Source organism: Brevundimonas sp., from assembly GCF_046295595.1.
Lineage (GTDB): Bacteria > Pseudomonadota > Alphaproteobacteria > Caulobacterales > Caulobacteraceae > Brevundimonas.
On sequence record NZ_JBKBMX010000009.1, the window covers coordinates 33492 to 50990 of the forward strand.

Genomic DNA, 17499 nt, shown 5'->3' on the forward strand with positions numbered 1-17499 from the left:
GGCCGGTCGATCAACGGGTTTGGCGCTTTCCAAGCGGTCTGGCATAATCGCGGTATGGCCGACGATCCCGACAATCTGGTTCTGGTCTACCTGCGCCGCATCGACGCGAAGGTCGACGCCATGGCTCAGGACATTCGCGAGCTGAAGGAAAGAGTGTCCTCGCTTGAGGTTGCTGTGGCGTCAGTACGCCGGGACATCGCCGTTTTGGCCGAGACCGACGCCCGCCTGCAAAACGCTGTTGACCGGATGCGTGACGACATCGGCCGCATCCAGCGTCGACTGGATTTGCACCCCGAGCCCGCAGCCTAGCCCATCGGGATCGACAGCGTCCGTCGAACGATCAACGGGTGAAGGGCCGGGGCGCTGCAGACGAGGCTGTTCTGGCGCGGGTCGGGCTGATTGAAGCGCCAGGCGCCGCCGTGGTGGTCGCTGACCTTGCCGCCGGCCTCCTCGACGATCAGGGCCCCGGCGCAGACGTCCCAGTCCCATTTGGGGGTCAGGTTGATCGCCGCGTCGAAGGCCCCGGCCGCGACCAGAGCCATGCGGTAGGCGAGGGCGTTGCGCTTCTCATAGCGCATCACCGGCCACGGCTCGGGCCAGTGCGGGCCCTCCATCAGCCGGGCGTCGGCCAGCACCGAGGCGTCGTCGAGGTCGGCGGTGTCCGAGGCGGTGATCGGCCGGCCGTTGAGGAACGCTCCGCCGCCGCGCGCGGCGGTGAAGGTCTCGCCGAGCGCCGGGGCGTGGATGACGGCGGCGACCGGCCGGCCGTCCTCGACAATGGCGATGGGAATGCACCACCACGGCTTGTCCTTCATATAGGCGACGGTGCCGTCGATCGGATCGACCACGAACAGCCGGCGGGCGGACAGGCGGTCGGGGGTGTCGGCGGTCTCTTCCGACAGCCAGCGGTGATCCGGCCGGGCGCCGATCAGGGCGTCGCGCAGCAGGGCGTCGACGGCGATGTCGGCCGAGGTGACGGGGGAGCCGCCCGACTTGGACCAGATCTTCAGCCCGGCCTCGCGCTCGGCCAGCGCCAGCTCGCCGGCGGCGAGGGCGGCGAGGCGGATCAGTTCAAGGTCAGCCGCCAGGTCGCTCATTTGCCCGCGATGGCCACCGCGTCGAACATCAGCGACGGGCTGTTGTTGGCCCCGCGGTACTCGAGGTCGGAGCCGCGCTGCATCCGGGCATAGAGGTCGGTCAGCTTGCCGGCCACGGTCACTTCGCTGACCGGATACGAGATCACGCCGTTTTCGAACCAGAAGCCGGAGACCCCGGCCGACCAGTCGCCGGTGTTGGCGTTCAGCGACGGGCCGAACATGGAGGTGACCAGCAGGCCGGCGCCGGCGTCGGCCATCAGGCCGTCGAGGCTGCGCTCGCCCGGCTCCAGATGCAGGCTGTGAGTCGAGACTCCGGGCGGGCCGGCGAGGCCGCGCGAGGCATGGCCGGTCGAGGCGAGGCCCAGCTGGGCGGCGGCGGCGCTGTTCAGCAGCCAGCTGGTCAGGACGCCGTCGTCAATGATTGATCGGCGCGTCACCGCCACGCCCTCGTCGTCGAACGGCGTCGAGCCGAGGCCGCGCGGGCGGAACGGGTCGTCGATCAGGTTGACGCCCTTGGGCAGGACGAGCTGACCGAGGCGGTCCTTGAGGAAGGACGTCCCGCGCGCGATCGACGGGCCCGAGATGGCGCCGATCAGGGGCGAGAGGATCTGCATCGCCAGCCGGTTCTCGAAGATCACGGGGGCGGTGGTCGAGGCGATCTTGCGCGGACCGGTGCGGGCGACGGCGCGGTGGCCCGCCTCGGCGCCGATGCTGTCCGCGGACGGCAGGTCGGCCAGGTGGCGAGCGGCGCGGTTCTCGCCGCCGCGCTCCATGGCGCCGTCCTTCTCGGCGATGACGCCGACGCCGAGCGAGAAGGCCGAGCCGTGATAGGCGCCGTCGAACCCGTGCGAGGTGACCAGGCGCCAGCGGCTGGACGAGGCCGAGGCGTGGCCGCCTTCGGAGCGGGCGACGCCCGGCACGGCGAGGGCGACGGCCTCCGCCTCGGCGGCGACGGCTTCCAGATCGGCGGCGCCGCGTTCGGTCGGATCGTAGAGGTCGAGGTCGGCGAACGGGCCGCGGGCGAGCCGGTCCTGGGGGGCGAGGCCGGCGTAAGGGTCTTCGGGGGCCAGTCTGGCCATGGCCACGGCGCGCTCGACGAGGCGGGTCCGGGTGGCGTCGGACAGGTCGGAGGCGGAGACGGTGGCCTGACGCCGGCCGATGAAGACGCGCAGGCCGAGGTCGCGGCTCTCCTCGCGCTCGACGTCCTCGAGGGCGCCGTTGCGGACGCCGACGGACAGGGCGGCACGCTCGGCCGAGACGGCTTCGGCGGCGTCGGCGCCGGCCTTCAGCGCGGCGGCGACCAGTTCGGGCAGGATGTCGGGGGAGGCGGAGGTCGGCAGGCTATCGGGCATGCCCCGATATGGCCGGGCCGATCGCGTCGCGCAACCGGCCGCTCGGGTCGGCGGTTCGGCCGTCGTCAGCTGTGGGGCGGGCCGCTGAAGGCGTGAACGACCAGCATCAGGCCGGCGAGGATCAGGGAGAGCCATGTCAGGCTCATGCCGATGACGCGGCCGACCGTCGGGCGCGTGGCGCTGAGGCTGATGGCGTGGACCAGCCGGCCGAGGAGCAGCGCTGCCCCGAGGCCATGCAGGACCCAGGCGGGCATCCCCAGCACGGCGAGGAGGGCCAGGGCGCCGATGCCGGCGGGGATGTATTCCGCGGCGTTGCCGAAAACCCGCGAGGCAAGGAGAACCTGAGCGTTGCCGCCGTCGCCCAGCACCACCCTGTTCCCCCGCCGGGCGATCGCCACCCGCGCACCCAGCCCCACGAGGAGCAGGATCATCAGGCCGCTCCACAGGGCGGCGGCCTGAACAGATGTCATCGCGGCCATGGGGGCCCTCAGTTCTCGCGCGCCACCGGATAGAGGCGGTAGCGGTCATCATAGAACGGGGTTCGCTCATAAAACCACTGCAAACGCGCGTCGCCATTGGCGGCGAATTCCGGCTCGGCGGCCAGTTTCGCCTCGAAATCGGCTTGCAGGCCCGGATCGGCGGCCAGCATGCGTTCGGCCAGCGGGGCGATGGCGTAGCCCTCGATATATTCGACGCGGCTCAGCACCTCCGGGAACATCCCCCAAGCGAAGAAGCTCTCGCTGGATTGCGGCTCCAGCAGCAGGACGACGATGTCGCCGAGCGGCTGGTCGGTCGGCACCCGCACCGAGCCGGTGGGGAAGGTCCAGTCGCGTCGCTGCGGCGTCACCGAGGTGACCGTGACCGGCACATGGCCCTCGTTCGGACGGGTCGACAGCTTCGGGTCGTCGAGACGCAGCATCTCGACGGCGACCGTCTGAGGGGCGTCCAGGGTTTCCATCGACACGCCGTGCAGGCGCAGCCGCTCGATGATGTCGGTGCGGTAGGACGGCACCCAATAGGCCTCGGGCCGGGTCAGGGTCAGGGTCGGGTGGGATGAGTAGAAGGGCAGCTGCCACAGCTCGGGATCGGCCTGGCCCAGCCAGCGGATCTCCTGACGGCCCGAGGCGGGGCTGTCGTACATTTCGTAGCGGATGCCCTTGAAGGCGCGGGTGGTCGAGGGCTGGTCGTCCTGGACGAAATTGGCCGGGAGCTCGGCCGGGCGCAGGGCGCTGTCGGCGGCGATGGCGGCGCGCAGATCGGGGCCTTCGGCGGCCAGGAGGCGCATCGCTTCCTCGAGGAAAACATAAGTGCCGAGCACGCGCTGCTCATGCGGCTTGAGGCTGTGGTTCTCGATCAGGATGGTCGGGACGTGGGCGGCCGAGCCCCAGCCGTTGGAGAAGCGCTCGCCGAGGCCGCCGTCGGACAGGCCGGCCTTCGGATCGTCGCCGACTCCGAACACCAGTTCGCCGGGGATATGGCCCTGGGCCTCGAGCGCGGAGTTCATCGCCGGCTTGAAGGCCGCATCGAGCCAGGCAGCGGTGGCCGGCGAGCGGGAATAGATGCCGTTCTCGCCGTTGTAGCCGTAGGTGACGTCGTACTGGTAATCCATGCCGTCGGTGACGTGGATGTCGACGTAGAGGTCCGGCGAGTATTTGAGGATCAGGCCGCGCACCGCCCGCATCTCGGGCTGGTCCAGTTTCAGGTAGTCGCGGTTGAGGTTCTGGTTGGTCGCCGTGTTGCGCCAGCCTTGGATGCGGGGGCCACGCTGGTTCGGCCGGGCATAGGCCGAGGCGCGCTCGTGGCCGTCGACCGACAGGATCGGGATCAGGATCAGATTAACCCGGTCCAGCAGGGCATCCTTGCCGTTGAAGGCGATGTCGCGCAGCAGCATCATGCCGGCGTCCTTGCCGTCGATCTCGCCCGGGTGGATGCCGGCCTGGGCCAGCAGCACCGGCTTGGCCGGGTCGAAGGCCGCGCCGTCGCGCGAGGCGATCACGGCGTAGATCGGACGGCCCTCGGGCGAGACGCCGAACTGTTCGATGCGGATCAGGTCAGAGGCGGCGTCCAGCCGGTCGAACCAGGCGCGCGTGTCGGCGTAGGTCGGGCTGAAATCATGCGCCGGGTCGGCCTCGAATGGCGTCACCCACGGGTCCGAGGCGTCGCGCAGCAGAGCCTTCGAGGCGCCGTCCCAATCCGGCGCCGGCGGCAGGAAGGGCTGGTCCCACGGTGCGGCGTTGGAAACGGACTGGGACATGGCGGGACTCGCTACGGACAGGACTGAGGCGATCAGGGTGACGACCAAACGCATGAAGACTCCCGAGGGCCATGAGAAACTGGCGCGGACCTTAGACGGCTTCAACGCGATTTCCAGATCGGCGCGCCGTCGCCGGGCAGGCCCAGGCGGTCCCACATTCCGGAGACCCGGTCGACAACGGCCTCGTCCATGCGGATTTCCTCGCCCCATTCCCGCTTCGTCTCGGGCGGCCATTTGTCGGTGGCGTCGAGGCCGATCTTGGAGCCGAGGCCGCTCTCGGGGCTGGCGAAGTCGAGATAGTCGATCGGGGTGTTCTCGATGACGGTGATGTCGCGCGCCGGGTCCATCTTGGTCGAGATGGCCCACATGACCTGTTTCCAGTCGCGGGCGTCGATGTCGTCGTCCACGACGATGACCCATTTGGTGTATATGAACTGGCGCAGATAGCTCCAGACGCCCAGCATCACCCGCTTGGCGTGGCCGGGGTAGGCCTTCTTCATGGACACCACGGCGATGCGGTAGGAACAGCCCTCGGGCGGCAGCCAGAAGTCGGTGATCTCGGGGAACTGGGCCCGCAGCAGGGGGATGAAGACCTCGTTCAGCGCCTCGCCCAGCACCGAGGGCTCGTCCGGCGGACGGCCGGTGAAGGTGGTCAGATAGATGGGGTCCTTCCGCATGGTGATGGCGGTGACGTGGAAGACCGGGAAGGTCTCGACCGAGTTGTAATAGCCAGTGTGGTCGCCGTAGGGGCCCTCGGGCGCGTGCTCGTCGAACAGGACGTGGCCCTCCAGCACGATCTCGGCGTTGGCGGGGACCATCAGCGGCACGGTCTTGCAGGGGACGAGTTCGGCCTTCTGGCCGCGCAGCAGGCCGGCGAACTGGTATTCCGACAGGGTGTCCGGCACCGGAGTCACGGCGGCGAGGATGGTGCCCGGGTCGGCGCCGAGGACGACGGCGCAGGGCAGGGGGCCCTTCTTGCCGGCCTTCTTGTGCCGGGCGTAGTGCTGGGCTCCGCCGCGGTGAGCCAGCCAGCGCATGATGGCCCTGTCCTTGCCCAGCACCTGCATGCGGTAGATGCCGAGGTTGAAGTCGTCCTCGCGGTCGTCGGACGGTCCCCTGGTGACGACGAGGCCCCAGGTGATGAGGGGCGCCGGCTCGCCGGGCCAGCAGCCCTGGACGGGGAGGGCGGTCAGGTCGATCTGGTCTCCCTTGAGCACGACCTGCTGCACCGGGGCGGTCTTCACCACCTTCGGCCGCATAGACATCACCGTCTGGGCCAGCGGAAGCATCTCCATGGCGTCGGACAGGCCGCGAGGCGGAGTCGGGTTGCGCAGGAAGGCCAGCAGTTCGCCGACCTCGCGCAGTTCGGCGGCGGTGGTGCGGGTCTTCTTGTCCATGGTCACGCCCATGGCCACGCGCTTCACCGTTCCGAACAGATTGGCGAGGCAGGGGATGGGGCTGATCGAGCCGTCCGGCATGACCGGCTTTTCAAACAGCACCGCCGGACCGCCGTTGCGCAGCAGCCGGGTCTGGATCTCGGTCATTTCGAGGTGGGTGGAGACGGGCTCGGACACCCGAACCAGTTCGCCCTCGGCCTCGAGCATCGCCATGAAGTCGCGCAGGGATTTGTAGGCCAAGGGGAACGCTCCGTGAGGGCGTCATGGATTAGGCGGAGGCAGGCGTCGTGTCACCCGCGACCTTGCCGCAGGGGGCTGGGTGAACTAACTTAGCTAATATGCGCCAGGTCAATATCCACGAAGCCAAGACCAAGCTTTCGGAGCTGATCGCCGCCGTCGAGGCGGGCGAGGAGGTGGTGATCGCGCGAGCGGGCAAGCGCGTGGCGCGGCTGATCGCCGAGGCGCCCGAACGCAAGGTCTATCGTGAGCCCGGCGCGTTGAAAGGCCAACTGATCTGGGATGAGAAGGCCTGGCGCGAAGGCGACGCGGAAATCCTTGAGATGTTCGAGGAGTCCGCCAAGGCGCCTCTTGATCCCGACAACAAGCCGTGAGGCCCTACTGGCTCGACAGCAACGTTCTGCTCTGGTGGCTGATCGATGATGAAAGGCTCAAGAAGCACGATGTTCGAGAGCGGCTTCGGTATGCCCGGCGCGTCATGGTCAGCGTCGTTTCGCCTTGGGAGCTCTGGATCAAACAGGCGACCGGCAAGCTGACTCGGCCATTCGACTTCGACGAACAGGTCGCCTTGGGGTTGGGCCTGGAGCTTGTCTCACCGACCCTCGCTGACGCCAGTCTGGCGACAGGCCTGCCGCTCCTGCATCGCGATCCGTTTGACAGGATGATCGTCGCCCAAGCCATCAACCGGCAGGCGACGCTGATCACCAGCGACGAGCAACTGATCCAGTATGGCGGCGAGGTGGTGCTTCTCTGACTTGAGGCGACGGCTCAATACGCCCGCGTATCCGACACCAGCGCCCACAGCGGCAGGTGCAGGGCGCTGGTGGCGGCGCCGATCTGGGCGGTGGTCAGGTGGGCGCGGCCGGCCTCGGCGCGGCGGGCGTCCTCGACCGGCATGTGGATCAGGGCGGCGACGTCCTCGATGGACAGGCCGCGATCCTCTCGCCACCGCTTCAGTCTGGCGCCGACCGCTGCGTCAAGCGGATCGACGCCGGGAAATCCCAGCACCGAGCCCATGCGTCTACTCCCTTGGCGCGCCGACTAGACGCGGCGCTTCAGGCCCATTCTTCATCCCATTTGAACGCCGGATCAATCCAGTCGCCGAGACGGCCGTCGGGACGGGCGAGGGCGTGGACGCGGTCGACCTCCTCTTCCGACAGCTGGAAGTCGAAGATGTCGAAATTCTCCTCGGCCCGGTGAACCTTCGACGTGCGCGGGATGGCGATGACGTTCTGCTGTATCAGCCAGCGCAGGGTGACCTGACCGGGCGTCTTGCCGTGGGTCTTGCCGATCTCGACCAGGGTCGGGTCGTCGGCGATGGCGCCCTGGGCGAGCGGCGACCAGGCGGTGATCGAGGAGTCCAGATCCCTGGCCGCCGCCTTCAGCTTCGAGAGCTTGAGGTAGGGGTGGTATTCGACCTGGTTGGTGATCAGCTTCGCCCTCGACAGTCCCTGCGCCTCGCGGAATTCGGCCGAGGGGAAGTTGGACAGGCCGATGGTCCGGGTCAGGCCCTGGTCCTGGGCCTCGTTGAGCGCGCCGAGGGTCTCGGCGAACGACGGCTCCCGTTTCGGCCAGTGCAGCAGCAGCAGGTCGGGGGTGAATCCGAGGCTGGCGGCGGACTCCTTCGCCTGGTTCAGCAGGCCGTCGCGGTCGAAATGGGCGACCCAGATCTTGGTGGTCAGCCAGAGGTCGTCGCGGGCGACATGGCCGGCCTCGATGGCGTCGCGGATGCCGTCGCCGACGGCGGCTTCGTTGTGATAGATCCACGCCGTGTCGATGTGGCGATAACCGATGCGCAAGGCCTCCGCGACCATGGTCCGGGCCACCTCGGGCGTCAGGTTCCAGGTGCCGAACCCGAGCTGGGGAATGGAATGGCCGTCGACGGTGATGGCGGGCTGGTCGGTCATGCAGAACTCCGGACTGGGGAGGAGTTTAACTGGGGGCGGCGGCCCCAGGTTCAACCAGCCAGTCGAACATCTCGTCCCACAAGGGCTCCATCCGGCGGCGGAAGGCGCCCTCGTGGCCGATGCGGGCGACGCCATAGTCGGCCGGGGCGCGCACCACGACCTCGCGCGGCGCATTGGGATAGACCTCCAGCAGGATGGGCGAGGTCACCGGCGTGGCGATCGGGTCGTCGGTGAAGATCCACGAGCGGATCGGCGCCGTCACCGCCTCGAAATGGTGCGGCCGCAGGCGGTCCTTGAGCTCGTCGCGAAAATACGCCGGCTTAAGGCACCAGCGCCGCCAGGTCCGCCACACGCCGCGCGGCAGGTCGGTCCCGGCCCACAGGCCGCCGCCCTTGATATAGCCGCGCCGGAACAGGCTCCACGGCCCGTAGCCGAGCCAGAAGAACAGCTCGAGCGGATTGTAGGCCCGGTGGTGCCGCCCCCAGTAGCCGCTGCCGACCGAGACGAAGGCGTGGCGGGCGATGCGGTGCTGGTTGGGCATGAAGCCGAGGAAATGGCCGCCGACGCTGTGGCCGACGTGGACGACCGGCAGGCCGGGCGCCGCCTCGATCAGGGCGTCGAGGGCGGCAGGCATGTCGAGCCGGCCCCAGTCGGGATAGTCCATCTCCATCGCCGCCAGATCGTCGGGCCGCGAGCCGGCGATGCCGCGGAAGTCATAGGTCAGCACCGCCGCGCCCTTGCCGGCGAGATGCCGCGCGAACCGGTCGTAGAAGCCCTTGGGGAAGCCGGTGCCAGAGCTGACCAGCACCGCGACGGTCGGGGTTTCTGCGGAGATCAACCGCATCGACAGCGGATAGCCGTCGGCGGCGGGGGCAGTGAAGTCACGGAGGACGGGGTCGCTCATCTCACGGGTCCGTAGTTATTCGCAACGAACCTTAGCCGACTGACGCGGCGTCAGGTCAAGGGCTGGTCCCGCGGCGCCGGCGGGGAGGCGGTCCACGGGCCGAGGGCGAGGAGGCCGTCGAAGGCTGGGTCGAGGTCCGGCGACAGCACGACGCCGCGCGCGGCGGCGTCGTCCACCGGCGTGATCGCCGCCACGCCGCACTCGTCGCGACACAGCCAGGCCTCGCCGCCCTGCCGCGCCACGGCGAGCGACAGGCTGTCCTCGGGCCGGATGTGCGCCGCCGCCGGCAGGCCAATGGGGGAGCCAACGCGGCGGGTCTTTTCGGCGTGGACGCGACCGACGAACACCAGCACGCGGTCGTCCGGGCGGGCGCGCGCCGCCTCGACCCAGACGGCGGCGCGATCCAGTTCGGCATAGGACTGGCCGAAGCCGGGCAGGCGCGGGCTGTCCGGGACGGTGGCGACGACGGTCAGCGGCCGGCCGTCGCGGCGCAGCGCGCGCAGCCGCAGCAGCATCGCCATCATCGCCTCGCTGCCGCGGCCGTCGTGAAACCGGAAGGGGCCGTAGGGGTAGTCGAGCAGGACGGCCCGCGCCGCCGCATCGGTCTCGGCCGCCATGAAGGCGTCGAGCGTCGGCTGCATGGCCGTGGGGAATTCCAGCGCCGCGGTGACCGGGCCCCGCTCCAGCGCGAGGCAGACCAGATCGGCGAAGGCGGCCGGCGCCTCGACCGTCCCGTGCGTCTCGCCGATGAAGATGAAGCGCGTCCCGTCGCGCCACAGGGCGTCAGACCCCGGCAGGGGGGCGCAGGCGGGGGCCTGGCCGAGGGCGAGGGGGGCGGCGAGGGCGGCGAGCATGGGCGTCTCCTCCTGTACGGGGACTGGGAAGACAGGGGGAGATTGCGGCGATTCCCCGGCAAGGACGGCTTGGACACCGGCGCGGCGGTCGGCTAAAGGCCGCTGCCTGAGTTTTCGCCTGAATTTCGAACGAGCGCCCCGATGTCCGACGCCCTTCCCGACCGCCTCTGTGTCGATCCCGACAGCCCGTTCCACGACGCCGACCTGCTGGCGCAGGGCGTCGGCGTCCGCTTCAAGGGCGAGGACAAGACCAATGTCGAGGAATACTGCGTCTCCGAAGGCTGGGTGCGTCTCGCCGTCGGCAACCGCGTCGATCGCCGCGGCAAGGCCCTGACGGTCAAGCTGCAGGGCCCGGTCGAGCCCTACATCAAGGGCGAATAGCCTCGAACCGCCTTATGGCGTGGCTGACAAAACTCCGCCCGAGGTCGCTTCTCCCGCCGGCCTGCCGGGTCTAGGTTCGGCGTCTTCTGAGTCCCGGAGCCGTCCATGCGCCTGTCCGTCCGCCTTCTCGCCGCCACCGCCCTGGCCCTCGCCGCCGGCCCCGTGCTGGCGCAGGACGCTCGCACCGTGCGCGAGGCCGAACAGCTGCGCGACCGGGCGCTGCAGGACAATGTCGCCTGGGAACTGGTGTCCGAGCTGACCACCCGGTTCGGGCCGCGTCTGGCGGGGTCGGAGTCGGAGCAGGCCTCGGCCCGCTGGGGGGCCGGGAAGTTCCGTGAAATGGGCTTCGACAACGTCTCGATCGAGGAGTTCCCGCTGGCCTTGTGGACCCGCGGCGAGGCCCGGGTCGAGATACTGTCGCCCTTCCCGCAGCCGCTCGAGGTCGTCGCCCTGGGCGGATCGATGGCCACGCCGGCGGAAGGGATCGAGGGCGAGGCGGCGATCTTCGAGACCTATCAGCAACTGCTGGACCAGCCCGAGGGCGCGCTGACCGGCAAGATCGCCGTGGTGCTGCAGGACACGGTCCAGGCCCAGGACGGGCGCGGCTATGGCGCCACCTCGCCGGTGCGCGGCAATGGCCCGACCGAGGCGGCGAAGCGCGGCGCGGTCGGCTATGTGCTGCGCTCGCTGGGCACCCATGATCACCGCTTCGCCCACACCGGCGCGACCCGGGTCGGGGAGGGGACGGTGCCGTCCTTCGCCATGAGCCCGCCCGACGCCGACCAGCTGCGCCGTATCGTCGCCATGACCGACCAGCCGGTGCGGATGCGGCTGTTCTCGAGCGGCGGCTTCACCGCCGACAGCAAGAGCCAGAACGTCATCGGCGAGGTGCGCGGGTCCGGCGCCCCGGAGGAGGTCATCGTCATCGGCGGCCACCTCGACAGCTGGGACCTCGGCACCGGGGCGATCGACGACGGCGCCGGGGTGGCGATCACCGCCGCCGCCCTGAAGCTGATCGAGGACATGCCGCGCAAGCCGCGCCGCACCATCCGCGTCGTCTGGTGGGGTTCGGAAGAAGTCAGCCAGCCGCCGCCGGCTCAAGGGCTGGCCGGCGCGCGCTTCTACGCCTCCAGCCGCGCCGCCGAGATGGCCAACCATGTCGCGGTCAGCGAAAGCGATTTCGGCGCGGGCCCGATCTACAGCCTGGCCCTGCCGGCCGGCGCCGCCGACACCGATTTCCGCCGCGCCGCCCAGGCGGTGCTGACGCCGCTGGGGGTGCTGTTCGACGGTTCGCCGGCGACCGGCGGCGGCCCGGACACGGGTCCGACGGTGGCGGCCGGCGTTCCGGCCTTCCGCCTGAACCAGGACGGCACCGACTATTTCGACACCCACCACACCGTCGACGACGTGCTGGACCGGATCGACCCGGAGGCGATGGATCAGAACGTCGCCGCCTGGGCCGCCTTCCTGTGGCTGCTGGCCAACTCGGATGTGGACTTCCGCGCGCTGAAGCCGGCGCAATAGGGTTCACCGCCGCGAGCGTGGCGAAACTGGTAGACGCACGGGACTTAAAATCCCGCGACTTCGGTCATGCGGGTTCGACCCCCGCCGCTCGCACCACCCCGGCGCCCCACTTCCATTTCCAGCGCCCTTCGCCGCCACCGCGGTCAGACGCCAGCGCGTGAGCGCGGCGCCACGGCCGACCGCGCCACGTCCACGGCAAGATGTTCACACACACGAGAGGGAATATTGACAAGCCCGGCGTTGCGTGTCCCTCTTCCGTCCAAGCGCTGACGTTCATGATCGGCGTATGGGAGGGACAACACATGAGGGCGATACTGCTCGCTTCCGCCTGCGCCGCTGCGCAGATGGTCGTCGCCGCGCCGGCTCTGGCCCAGGCGCAACAACAGCAACCCGCGGTTTCGGCGTCGGAAGACGAACGCCAGGACCGTCAGGCCACCAGCATCGAGGACGTCATCGTCACCGCCACCCGGCGCGCGGAACGGCTGCAGGACGTGCCCGTCAGCATCACGGCCCTGTCGCAGGAGGATCTGAACGAGCGCGGCATCGTCAACTACGACGGCCTCGCCACCGCCACGCCGGGCGTCGTGCTGAACCGGGCCTCCGCCAATTTCAACAACTTCACCGCCCGCGGCATCGCCACCAACGGCTATGGCGCCAATCTGCAGAGCACCGTCGCCATCTATCTGGACGAGCTGCCGATCTCGTCCAATGGCAACTCCACCATCCTCGATCCCAGCCTTTATGATGTCGAGCGGATCGAATTCCTGCGCGGGCCGCAGGGCACGCTGTTCGGATCGGGATCGCTGGCCGGCGCGCTGCGTATCCTGACGCACGATCCGGACCCGAGCGCTTTCGACTTCTCCGCCCTTGTGGACCTCGGGACGACCGAGGAGGGCGGGCTGCGCCAGCGTTACAATGCGATGGTCAACGTCCCGCTGATCAGGGACGAACTGGCCCTGCGCGTCGTCGGCTTCTCGCGGCACGAGGAAGGCTGGGTCGACAACGTCGGCACCGGCATCGAGGACTCCAACTCGCTGGTGCAATACGGCGGCCGCGCCATCCTGATGTGGGCGCCGACGGAGCGGTTTTCCGCGCGCCTGATGTATTCGAAGGAGATCAGCAACCCGCATGACTCCTCGCTGACCAACCCCGACAGGGGTGAATACGTCCGCCTGACGGATCGGCCCGATCTGTTCCAGAGCGACATGACCAACTACAACCTGACGCTGGAATACCAGTTCGACGGGGCGTCGCTGACCAGCTCGACGACGCAGTCCGACTATACCGGCCTGTTCTATGTCGACCTCGCCGGGACCTACGCCCAGGCCTTCCCCTTCGCCCTCGACGCGGACGCCTGGGACAAGACCTTCGTCCAGGAGGTGCGGCTGGTGTCGGATCCGGGCGGCAGCTTCGACTGGTCGGTCGGCGGCTTCTATTTCCGCAAACGCCGGGACGTGGATTACAACTACCGCTCCAGCGAGGAATTCCTCGCCGAGCAGGGGTTCACCGGCCTGCCGGACGAATACTATCTGCGCTTCGGCTCGCATTTCATCGCCCACGAGGTCGCGGCCTTCGGCCAACTGACCTACCGGTTCACGCCGGACCTGTGGATCACCGGCGGCCTGCGCTACGGCACCACCGACGCCCAGGGCTTCACCGAAGACGGGGGCTACACCTCCGACTATCTGACGCGGGCCTATGTCGCGGAGGTTCTGAACTTCCCCAACCCGGGTCCGCTCGTCGTCACCGACGTTCCGCCGGTGACCGGGGTCAAGGCCGAGGAGAGCGGCTTCTCGCATCGGCTGAGCCTGTCGTGGCGCCCGACGCCGGCGGTGACCACCTATGCGGCGGTGTCCACGGGCTTCCGGCCGCCGATCGTCAACGCCCGCGCCGGCGCGCCGCCGCCCGCAACCTTCCCGGACGACATCATCATCCCGGACGGGGCCACGTCCGACAATCTGACCAACTACGAGATCGGGTTGAAGGGGCGGTGGTTCGGCGGCCGGCTGGTCGCCGATGCGGCCGTGTACTGGATCGACTGGAACGATATTCAGGTCCAGGCAAACCGTGTCTCGGACTCGGTCCAGTTCGCCACCAACATCGGCGGCGCGACCAGCAAGGGCGTCGAGATGTCGGTCATCGCCATTCCGGCGGATGGCTGGACGGTGGCCCTGACCGCCGGGTTCAACGAGGCCAAGGTCGACGACCTGACGCCCGAGGAAGCGGCCATTTCGGGGGCCGTGATGGACGCGCGCCTGGCCGGGCCGGAAGTCCAGGGCTCGGTGCGGGTCAACTACGAATGGCAACCGACGGCGGGAATCATCGCCAACGCCTCGGTCGCCGTCTCGCACGTGGGCAGCTTCCCCAACAGCTTCCCGAACACGCCGGGGCAGCCGCTCGTGCCGCTGCCGACCTATGACGACACCGACGCCTACACCTTCGTGAACGCCAACCTGGCCCTGGCCTTCGACCAGTTCACTGTCGCCGCCTATGTCGAGAATCTGTTCGATGACCGGTCGGTGAACTACATCCATCCCGAGGCCTTCCTCGACGGTCGCTATGGCCGTCTGCGCCCCCGGACCATCGGCGTTCGTGTCGGCTATGAGTACTGAGATGGGAACCGTCGACACCACCGTCCCGGGTGCGCCTGTCGCGCGCCCGGGGGCCCGGGCCTGGTTCGTTCTGGCCGTCCTGTGCTTCGTCTATGTGCTGAACTTCCTCGACCGGCAGCTGCTGTCGATCCTGGCCAAGCCGATCCAGGATGAGCTGGGCGTCACCGACGGACAGCTGGGGCTGCTCGGGGGCTTCTATTTCGCGCTGTTCTACTGCGTCCTGGCGATTCCCGTCGGCTGGCTGGCCGACCGGACCAACCGGGTCCGGGTGCTGGCCTTTTCCTGCGCCCTGTGGAGCGCGGCGACGGCGGCGTGCGGCCTGTCGACCAGCTTCGGCCAGCTGGCCGTCTCGCGCATGGCCGTCGGTGTCGGGGAGGCCGGCGGCGTGCCGCCGTCCTATGCGATCATCTCGGACTATTTCCCGTCCGGGATGCGGGGCCGGGCGCTGAGCCTGTTCAACCTCGGTCCGCCGATCGGTTCGGCCCTCGGGGTCGCCTTCGGGGCCTCGATCGCCTCGGCCTATTCATGGCGCGACGCGTTCCTGTGGGTCGGCCTGGTGGGCGTGGTCACCGCCGTGTTCGTCTGGCTGTTCGTGCGCGAGCCGAAGAAGGGCAGACTGGACCAGCCGCTCGAGACCCATCCGCCGGCCGACGCCGCGCCCGTGCCCCGGGCCGGCTTCCTGGCCACCTGCAAGATGTATTTCGCCAATCCCGTTTTGCGCGGCATGGCCCTGGCGTGCGGCGCGACCCAGTTCATCACCTACGCCCTGCTGAATTTCGCCACTCTGTTCCTTATGCGCGAGAAGGGCATGACGCTGCAGGAGGTGGCCCTGTGGTACGCCCTCGTGGTGGGCATCGGCGTCAGCGCCGGCATGTTCGCCTCGGGCTGGCTGATCGACCGGCTGAGCCGGCGCTCGAAGACGGCCTACGCCTGGCTGCCGGCCGTGGGCCTGGCCCTCGCCGCGCCCTTCTTCGCCGCCTTCGTCTGGGCGCCGAGCTGGCAGCTGGGGCTGATCTTCCTGATCCTGCCGATGGGGCTGAACTATTTCTACCTCTCGCCGGCCATCACCATGGTCCAGGAAGAGGTTCGCCCGGACCAGCGCGTGCTGTCGGGCGCCCTGCTGCTGCTGGTCATGAACCTGATCGGCCTGGGGCTGGGACCCACCTATCTGGGCGCGGCCAGCGACTTCTTCCGCGCCAGCTATCCCGACAATTCGCTGCAGATGGCGATGTACACCCTGCTGCCCTTCTACGGCCTGGCGATCGCGATGTTCGTCGGTCTGGCGGCGACGATCCGGCGGCAGGCCGCGAAGGAGGCCCGGGCATGATGCGGATATCCACTGGCGTTCTGGCCGCCCTGGCGGTCGCCGGCTGCGCCCTGATCCCGACGGCGGCCTCGGCCCAGCCGGTCGTCGACGCCCCGGCCGGGGCGGTGCGCGGCGAGGCGGCGGAGGGCGTCAATGTCTTCCGCGGCCTGCCCTACGCCCTGCCGCCGACGGGCTGGCGTCGGTGGCGGGCGCCCGCGCCGATGCCCCGCTGGAGCGAGACCCGCGACGCGACGGCGTTCGGGCCCGCCTGCCACCAGCCGACCGCGCGCGGGACCAGCATCTACGCCGCCGCCGAGCCGCCGGAGATGAGCGAGGACTGTCTGTCGCTCAACATCTGGTCGCCCGAGGGCGCGACCGAGGCACCGGTGTTCGTCTGGATCCACGGCGGGGCCCTGACCACCGGCGCCAGCAGCGAGGCGATGTACGACGGGGCGCGGCTGGCCGCATCGCAGGGCATGGTGGTGGTGTCGATCAACTATCGCCTCGGCGTGCTGGGCTATCTGGCCCACCCCGAACTCAGTGCGGAGTCGCGCCGCAAGGTCTCCGGCAACTACGGCCTGCTGGACCAGATCGCGGCCCTGAAGTGGATCGAGGCCAATATCGCCGCCTTCGGGGGCGACCCGGACAGGGTCACCATCGCCGGCGAGTCCGCGGGCGCGCTCAGCGTCATGTATCTGATGGCCTCGCCGCAGGCGCACGGTCTGTTCGACCGGGCCATCGCCCAGAGCGCCTATATGATCTCGACGCCGGAGCTGCGCTCCAGCCGCTACGGCGATCCGCCGGCCGAGGCCGTCGGCGTCTGGCTGCAGAGCCAGCTGGGCCTGACCAACCTCGCCGACCTGCGCGCCATGGACCCGCAGACCCTGACCACCTCGGCGGTCCAGACCGGCTACCATCCGTGGGGGACGATCGACGGGGAGGTGCTGCCGGAGCAGATGGTCGAGATCTTCGACCGCGGCCAGCAGGCCGCCGTGCCCTTGCTGGTCGGCTTCAATCAGGGGGAGATCCGCTCGCTGCGCGCCCTCGCGCCGCCCGCGCCGGCCACCGCCTCCGACTACGAGGCGGCCGTCCGCAGCCGCTATGGCGAATTGGCCGACGCCTTCCTCGCCCTCTATCCGTCCAGCGACATCGCCGAGAGCGTGCTCGCCGCGCCGCGCGACGCCCTGTACGGCTGGACCACCGAACGGATGGCGCGGCGCCAGACCGCCCTCGGCCAACCGGCCTTCGTCTATCTGTTCGACCACGGCTATCCAGCGGCGGACGAGGCCGACCTGCACGCCTTCCACGCGGCCGAGATTCCGTATGTCTTCGGCGGCCTCGACCGGCTCCCGCCGCGCTGGCCGGTCATTCCCGACACCCCGGTCGAGCGGGGACTGTCCGATGCGTTGATGGCCTGGTGGGGCTCGTTCGCCCGCGACGGCGCGCCGACCGCGCCCGGTCAGCCGGCCTGGCCCGCCTGGGACCGGACCCGGTCCTACATGGCCCTCGAAGAGGCCCCGGTCGTCCGCGAGGGCCTGATGCCCGGCATGTTCGATCTGCGCGAGACCGAGGTCTGCCGACGCCGCGTCGCCGGCGGCACGCCGTGGAACTGGGCTGTCGGCGTGATCGCCACCCCCTTGCCTCCTGCTGCGTCGCCCTGCCCATGATCGATGG

General features: G+C 69.4%; 17 protein-coding genes and 1 tRNA gene. 9 read left to right on the plus strand and 9 right to left on the minus strand.

Going from position 1 to position 17499, the window contains the following annotated elements; genetic code table 11:
* Positions 1–54 precede the first annotated feature (54 nt).
* Positions 55–309: a hypothetical protein gene (locus ACK4JY_RS08005; RefSeq protein ID WP_409604495.1), complete on the plus strand. Its 255-nt coding sequence runs from the start codon at positions 55–57 to the stop codon at positions 307–309.
* On the opposite strand, the gene ACK4JY_RS08010 is transcribed toward ACK4JY_RS08005, so the two are convergent.
* The 5 genes from ACK4JY_RS08010 to ACK4JY_RS08030 form a co-directional block, all read right to left on the minus strand.
* Complete coding sequence (locus tag ACK4JY_RS08010) at positions 306–1097, minus strand: inositol monophosphatase family protein (RefSeq protein ID WP_409604497.1); 792 nt, start codon at positions 1095–1097, stop codon at positions 306–308. The two genes, ACK4JY_RS08005 and ACK4JY_RS08010, sit on opposite strands and share 4 nt — an antisense overlap.
* Positions 1094–2449, minus strand: a complete 1356-nt coding sequence (locus ACK4JY_RS08015) for a TldD/PmbA family protein (protein WP_409604498.1) — start codon at positions 2447–2449, stop codon at positions 1094–1096. The genes ACK4JY_RS08010 and ACK4JY_RS08015 overlap by 4 nt, the downstream gene beginning before the upstream one ends.
* Positions 2450–2514: 65 nt before the next feature.
* Positions 2515–2928, minus strand: coding sequence for an MAPEG family protein (locus ACK4JY_RS08020; protein WP_409604500.1), 414 nt, complete (start codon positions 2926–2928; stop codon positions 2515–2517).
* A gap of 8 nt (positions 2929–2936) precedes the next feature.
* Positions 2937–4703 (minus strand): M14 family metallopeptidase, encoded by a 1767-nt coding sequence (locus ACK4JY_RS08025; RefSeq protein ID WP_409604502.1) that lies wholly within the window; start codon positions 4701–4703, stop codon positions 2937–2939.
* 101 nt (positions 4704–4804) lie between these two features.
* A complete protein-coding gene (locus ACK4JY_RS08030) occupies positions 4805–6340 on the minus strand; it encodes a UbiD family decarboxylase (RefSeq protein WP_409604504.1) in 1536 nt (511 codons plus the stop codon).
* A gap of 98 nt (positions 6341–6438) precedes the next feature.
* Between ACK4JY_RS08030 and ACK4JY_RS08035 the strand changes: the two genes are divergently transcribed.
* Together ACK4JY_RS08035 and ACK4JY_RS08040 are read left to right on the plus strand one after the other, a co-directional pair.
* Positions 6439–6711: a type II toxin-antitoxin system Phd/YefM family antitoxin gene (locus ACK4JY_RS08035; protein ID WP_409604506.1), complete on the plus strand. Its 273-nt coding sequence runs from the start codon at positions 6439–6441 to the stop codon at positions 6709–6711.
* Positions 6708–7091: a type II toxin-antitoxin system VapC family toxin gene (locus ACK4JY_RS08040; RefSeq protein WP_409604508.1), complete on the plus strand. Its 384-nt coding sequence runs from the start codon at positions 6708–6710 to the stop codon at positions 7089–7091. The genes ACK4JY_RS08035 and ACK4JY_RS08040 overlap by 4 nt, the downstream gene beginning before the upstream one ends.
* A gap of 14 nt (positions 7092–7105) precedes the next feature.
* On the opposite strand, the gene ACK4JY_RS08045 is transcribed toward ACK4JY_RS08040, so the two are convergent.
* Genes ACK4JY_RS08045 through ACK4JY_RS08060 form a run of 4 tightly spaced genes read right to left on the minus strand, consistent with a single transcriptional unit; the run spans position 7106 to position 10002 of the window.
* Positions 7106–7354 (minus strand): helix-turn-helix domain-containing protein, encoded by a 249-nt coding sequence (locus ACK4JY_RS08045; RefSeq protein ID WP_409604510.1) that lies wholly within the window; start codon positions 7352–7354, stop codon positions 7106–7108.
* Positions 7355–7392: 38 nt separating this feature from the next.
* Positions 7393–8244 carry an aldo/keto reductase gene (locus ACK4JY_RS08050; protein ID WP_409604512.1) on the minus strand — a complete coding sequence of 284 codons (852 nt, stop codon included), beginning with the start codon at positions 8242–8244 and terminating at the stop codon, positions 7393–7395.
* A 25-nt stretch (positions 8245–8269) separates the two neighbouring features.
* A complete protein-coding gene (locus tag ACK4JY_RS08055) occupies positions 8270–9148 on the minus strand; it encodes a serine aminopeptidase domain-containing protein (RefSeq protein WP_409604514.1) in 879 nt (292 codons plus the stop codon).
* 50 nt (positions 9149–9198) lie between these two features.
* Positions 9199–10002, minus strand: coding sequence for a hypothetical protein (locus tag ACK4JY_RS08060; RefSeq protein WP_409604516.1), 804 nt, complete (start codon positions 10000–10002; stop codon positions 9199–9201).
* 141 nt (positions 10003–10143) lie between these two features.
* Here ACK4JY_RS08060 and ACK4JY_RS08065 point away from each other — a divergent pair, with 141 nt between their 5' ends.
* The 6 genes from ACK4JY_RS08065 to ACK4JY_RS08090 all read left to right on the plus strand — a co-directional run bounded on the left by ACK4JY_RS08065 (position 10144) and on the right by ACK4JY_RS08090 (position 17492).
* On the plus strand, positions 10144–10383 hold the full coding sequence (locus ACK4JY_RS08065) for a DUF3297 family protein (RefSeq protein ID WP_409604518.1): 240 nt from the start codon (positions 10144–10146) through the stop codon (positions 10381–10383).
* Between the two features lie 105 nt (positions 10384–10488).
* Positions 10489–11907: a M20/M25/M40 family metallo-hydrolase gene (locus ACK4JY_RS08070; protein ID WP_409604520.1), complete on the plus strand. Its 1419-nt coding sequence runs from the start codon at positions 10489–10491 to the stop codon at positions 11905–11907.
* Between the two features lie 11 nt (positions 11908–11918).
* Positions 11919–12003, plus strand: a tRNA-Leu gene (locus ACK4JY_RS08075).
* A 206-nt stretch (positions 12004–12209) separates the two neighbouring features.
* A complete protein-coding gene (locus ACK4JY_RS08080) occupies positions 12210–14519 on the plus strand; it encodes a TonB-dependent receptor (protein ID WP_409604522.1) in 2310 nt (769 codons plus the stop codon).
* Between the two features lies 1 nt (position 14520).
* A complete protein-coding gene (locus ACK4JY_RS08085) occupies positions 14521–15846 on the plus strand; it encodes a spinster family MFS transporter (RefSeq protein WP_409604524.1) in 1326 nt (441 codons plus the stop codon).
* The gene (locus ACK4JY_RS08090; protein ID WP_409604525.1) at positions 15843–17492 is read left to right on the plus strand and encodes a carboxylesterase/lipase family protein; all 1650 of its coding nucleotides are present in this window, start codon (positions 15843–15845) and stop codon (positions 17490–17492) included. The genes ACK4JY_RS08085 and ACK4JY_RS08090 overlap by 4 nt, the downstream gene beginning before the upstream one ends.
* Positions 17493–17499 lie beyond the last annotated feature (7 nt).